The organism is Xanthobacter sp. BG11Y11_SDJG (genome assembly GCF_057364445.1).
Genome location: NZ_JBNFNU010000317.1, coordinates 1 through 4,991 on the forward strand (window position 1 = coordinate 1; position 4,991 = coordinate 4,991).

Here is a 4,991-nt window from a genome sequence, read left to right on the forward strand (position 1 = left end):
CTGCGGCCGCCTCGGCGGGGGGCCGCGCGGGCAGGCTCGGCCTCCGGCGGTGGCGGCGGGCGGCGCTCCATGCGGTAGCCGAGCGACTTCAGGATCGAGGCGAAGTCCTCGCCCGAGCAGCCGGCGAGCGAGGTCATGCCCACGGTCACGGTGAAGCCGCGCCCGTCCACCGCGCCCGGCGGCTTGGGGCCGGGGGAGTTCGGGCGCCAGGCGAGCGCCGGGCGGATGAGATCTGCGAGCCGCTCCAGGATGTCGACGCGCACCGCGCGCTCGCCGCACACGCGGAAGCCGACGGCGCGATAGAGCCCCTTCTGCACCTCGTGGTCCACGGGGATGGAGGTCCGCCCGGACGCCGCGAGATGGGGCAGCTCGTCGAGCCCCTTCTGGGCGAGGCCGCCATGCTTGAGCGCATAAAGCTCGGCCGCCAGCGCGCGCGGCGCCGGCTTCAGCAGGCCCGGCAGATAGATGTGGTGGGCGCCGAAGCGCACCCCATAGCCGCGCAGGGTGGCGCGCGCCGCCTGGTCGAGGGTCTTCATCTCCTCGGCCACCTTGGCGCGCTCCAGCACGCCGAGGCTCTCGACGATCTGGAAGGCGATGCCGCGGCCGATGCCGGTGATGTCCTCGGCGCTGGCGAGCTTGTTCAGCGGGCCGAGCAGCTTGTCGATATGGGCCGCGATCCACAGCGTGAGGCGTGCCTCCACCTGGTCGCGGGCCGGGCCGGTGAGATGCTCGTCGGCGATGATCTTGAAGCGCGGCTTCAGCACCTCTTCGCCGGGAATGAGCTTGGCCACCGCCTCGCCGGTCCAGCGGATGGTGCCGTCATTGGTGAGGACGAAGGCCTCGTCCACCGCCTGCGAGACGCGCAAGGCGCGCGCCTCGATCTCGCCGGCCAGTGCCTTCTGCGCAGCCGCGCGCAAGGCCTTCGCCTCCTCGCCGCCTGCGGCGGGGTCCGGGGCGAACTGGAAGCCGTGGAGGTGGCCGATAACGTGTCCCTCGACGGTCACGTCGCCGGTCTTGCTGATCTCGGTCTCAAGCATCGTGTTCTCTCGCAGGCGCCGCATGAGCACGCTGGTCCGACGGTCCACGAAACGCTGCGCCAGCCTCTCGTGCAGTGCATCGGACAGCTTGTCCTCGACCCCTCTCGTGACGCCTTGCCAGTACTGCGGGTCTTCTAGCCAGTCGGGGCGGTTCGCGACGAAGGTGAGGGTCCTCACCTGCGCGATCCGTCTCGACAACGTGTCGATGTCGCCTTCTGCGCGATCGGTCAAGGCGATTTGACGCGCGAACCACTCATCGGGGATGCGGCCACCCGCCCCCACATGGCCGAAAAGCGTGGCCACCAGCTCCGCATGGGCGCCGGGAGAAATCTTGCGATAGTCGGGAACCTGGCACACCTGCCAGAGCCGTTCCACCTCCGCGGGAGACCTCACGCGGCCTGCGACGGCGCCATCCGCGCCCATGATCTCCAGCACTTTGACGTCGTCCGCGGTGGGCGCGCGGGCGAGGCCGTCTTCGCGCGGGGCCGCGGCGAGGCTGGCCGCCAGAGCGGCGATGGAGCCGAAGTCCAGCGCTCCGTTGCGCCATTGCAACACCTTCACGGCATCGAAGGCGTGGGCCTCCAGGCGCTCCACCACTTCCTGCTCGAACGGCGGGCAGCGCCCGGTGGAGCCGAACGTTCCGTCGCGCGTCGCCCGTCCGGCGCGGCCGGCGATCTGCGCCATCTCGGACGGGTTGAGGCGGCGGAACTGCCAGCCGTCGAACTTGCGGTCCGAGGCGAAGGCCACATGGTCCACGTCGAGATTGAGGCCCATGCCGATGGCATCGGTGGCCACGAGATAATCCACGTCGCCGGACTGGTAGAGCTCCACCTGGGCGTTGCGGGTGCGCGGCGAGAGCGCGCCCATCACCACCGCCGCGCCGCCGCGCTGGCGGCGGATGAACTCGGCGATGGAATAGACCTCCTCCGCGGAGAAGGCGACGATGGCGGAGCGGCGCGGCAGGCGGGAGATTTTCTTCTCGCCGGCGAAGGTGAGCGTGGACAGGCGCGGACGCACCTGCACGCTCACGCCGGGAATGAGCTTATCCACCACGCTGCGCATGGTGCCGGAGCCGAGCAGCAGCGTTTCGTGGCGGCCGCGCCGGTTGAGGATGCGGTCGGTGAAGACGTGGCCGCGGTCGAAATCGCTGGCGAGCTGGACCTCGTCGATGGCGACGAACGAGACGTCCACGTCGCGCGGCATGGCCTCGACGGTGGCGACCCAGTAGCGCGGATTTTTCGGCTTGATCTTCTCCTCGCCGGTGACGAGGGCCACCTTGTCCGGCCCGATGCGCTCGACGATGCGCTGATAGACCTCGCGCGCCAAAAGCCGCAGAGGCAGGCCGATGAGCCCGCTCTCATGGCCGAGCATGCGCTCGATGGCGAGATGGGTCTTTCCCGTATTGGTGGGGCCGAGGACCGCACTCACGCCGCGCGCGCGGATCGCGCGCGGCAGCACGGCCCATTGGGTGACATCATCCATCGGCTGTGGGGGGTCCGCTCATTCGTAGGGGGCTGTGTAGCATATTGGGACGCGGGCGCGATGGCGAAAGGGGGGCGGCGGAACGGGCCGGGAACGGACCGTGCGCGAATCGGCTGCGGTGCGGTGTTGCCGAAGCGTTCATGCGCGCTTGTCTCTCAGGCGTCGCGCGCCGGTTCGGAACTCACCACCCACCGGCCGGACGGCGCCTGCTCGACCAGCAGCGGCAGGCCGTAGAGTCGGCTCAGCGTCGCGCCGGTGAGCACCGTCTTCGCCGGGCCGGCCTCGAACCAGCCGCCCGCGCCCAGAACCGCCACCCGGTCGGCCATTGCGAGCGCGTGCTCCGGTTCGTGGGTGGAGACGAGTACGGCGATGCCCCGTGCCGCCAGCGCCCGCGCCTGGCGAAGAACGAGCAGGCGATTGGCGAGGTCGAGGCTGGCCGTGGGCTCGTCCATGACGATCACGGGCGCGCCCTGCGCCAGCGCCCGCGCCACCAGGACCAGCTGCCGCTGGCCGCCGGAGAGGTGGTTGAAGGCGCGCGGCGCGAGCTCGCCGATGCCCAGTGACGCGAGGGCGTCCGCCGCCACCGCAAGATCGTGCGCCTTGGGCGCGCCGAACGCGCCCAGATGGGCCGTGCGGCCCATCACCACCATGTCCAGGACTGCATAGTTGAAGTCGCTCGGGCTGGCCTGCGGCACGTAGGCGACGGCGCGCGCTTTGGCCTCGGCCGAGAGCGCGGCAAGCGGAGCGCCCGCGAGGCGGACGGTGCCGGCAATCGGCGGCAGCAGCCCCAGCAGCGTCTTGAACAGCGTCGTCTTGCCCACCCCGTTGGGCCCCAGCAGGCAGGTGACGGTGCCCGCGTCGAGGGCGAGCGACAGGTTCCGCGCCAAAGCGCGGCCGCCATGGCCGATGGCGAGCCCTGCGCGGAAGCAAGGCGGGCCGGCCGGCGCCGTCATGGCAGCAGGCTCCGGCGGCGGCGCGCCAGCAGGACGACGAAGACCGGCCCGCCGATCAGCGCGGTGAGCACGCCGAGCGGGATCTCGATGCGCGCTGCCGATCGGGCGAGGGTGTCCACCATCACCATGAAGGCGGCGCCGAGCAGGATCGAGGCCGGCAGCAGCCGGTCGAAGCGCGCGCCGACAATCAAGCGTGCCATGTGCGGCACCATCAGCCCGACCCAGCCGATGACGCCGGAGATGGCCACCGCGCTGGCGGTGACCAGGGTCGCGCCGCCGATCGCCAGCGCCCGCGTGCGGCGCGTGTCGACGCCCAGCGCCTGCGCCTCCTCCTCGCCGAGCGAGAGCACGCCGATCCGCCAGCGCGCGAGCACAAGCGCCGCGAGGCCGAGCATGATCGCCGGTGCGACGGCGGCGACATCCTGCGGCTTGATGCCGGACAGGCTGCCGAGCAGCCAGAAGGTGATGGCGGGCAGCTGCTCGTAGGGATCCGCCAGCACCTTCACCAATGCGATCGCCGCACCCGCCAGCGCGCCGACGACGATGCCGGCGAGCACCATCACCAGGATGTCGCCGCCGCCCCGCAAGGCCCGTGCGAGCAGCAGCACCACCGCCACCGTGGCGAGCCCGCCGGCGAAGCCCATGAGCTGGATCGCCGCCACGTTCAGCCCCAGGAGGATGCCGAGCACTGCGCCGAAGCCCGCGCCGGTGGAGACGCCGAGGATGTCGGGGGAGACCAGCGGATTGCGGAACAGGCTCTGATAGGCCGCGCCCGCCGCCGCCAGCGCCGCCCCCACCAGCGCCGCCGCGAGGATGCGCGGGAGGCGAATGTGGAACAGCACGGTGGCGGCGGCATCGTTCGGGATGCCGAACGGCGCCATGGCGAGGGCAGAGATCACGTCGGCCGGCGCGATGGGGTAGGGGCCGATGCCGGCCGCGACCACGAGGCTTGCGGCGAGCAGCGCGGCCAGAGACCCGAGCGCGATGAGGGTCCGCATTCCCGTCATCGGTCCGGCCGGCCGATCACCTGGCGGACCTGCGCCGGGTCGAGCGAAACCCCATAGAAGAGCTCGTAGAAGCTTGAGACATCGCGGTCGAGCGCGCCGCCGGCCTGCTGCGGGTAGAGCATGTGGAGCAGCCACAGGAGGCCGGCCAGCCGGTTCACCGACGGCGGCGCATCGACGAAACCGAACGGCAAATGCGGCGCCAGGAACACCCGGCCCGCCGCGACCGCCGGCACCGGCTTCCAGGCGGGCCGCTCGGCAACGGTGGCGGCGAAGACGGGATCGAGCGCGACGACGGTGTCGGGCGCCCAGGCGATCACCTGCTCGGGCGAGACGGCGGCGAGGCCGCCTTTCTCCCTCAGGCCCTCGGCGACGTTGACGGCGCCCACGCGCTCGATGATCTCGGTATTGATGGAGCCGCGGGTCCCGGTCTCGAGCCCCTCGGTGCCGCGGGCGAGATAGACCCGCGGGCGGCGCTCCGGCGGCACCTCGGGCCAGAACCGCGTCGACGCATC

General features: G+C 71.6%; 4 protein-coding genes. All 4 read right to left on the reverse strand.

Annotated elements, in window-relative coordinates:
* A partial coding sequence (locus AC2W7M_RS19605) for a helicase-related protein (RefSeq protein WP_486134235.1) occupies positions 1-2,519 on the reverse strand: 2,519 nt, incomplete at its 3' end.
* Between the two features lie 155 nt (positions 2,520-2,674).
* Positions 2,675-3,472, reverse strand: coding sequence for an ABC transporter ATP-binding protein (locus tag AC2W7M_RS19610; protein ID WP_486134237.1), 798 nt, complete (start codon positions 3,470-3,472; stop codon positions 2,675-2,677).
* On the reverse strand, positions 3,469-4,470 hold the full coding sequence (locus tag AC2W7M_RS19615; RefSeq protein WP_486134239.1) for a FecCD family ABC transporter permease: 1,002 nt from the start codon (positions 4,468-4,470) through the stop codon (positions 3,469-3,471). Before AC2W7M_RS19615 ends, AC2W7M_RS19610 begins: the two co-directional genes overlap by 4 nt.
* A 5-nt stretch (positions 4,471-4,475) precedes the next feature.
* On the reverse strand, positions 4,476-4,991 hold a 516-nt coding region (locus AC2W7M_RS19620), incomplete at its 5' end, for an ABC transporter substrate-binding protein (RefSeq protein ID WP_486134241.1).

Coding starts and splice junctions, on each gene's coding strand:
- AC2W7M_RS19615 (WP_486134239.1), bottom strand. CDS start 4,470: ATGCGGACCCTCATCGCGCTCGGGTCTCTGGCCGCGCTGCTCGCCGCA.
- AC2W7M_RS19610 (WP_486134237.1), bottom strand. CDS start 3,472: ATGACGGCGCCGGCCGGCCCGCCTTGCTTCCGCGCAGGGCTCGCCATC.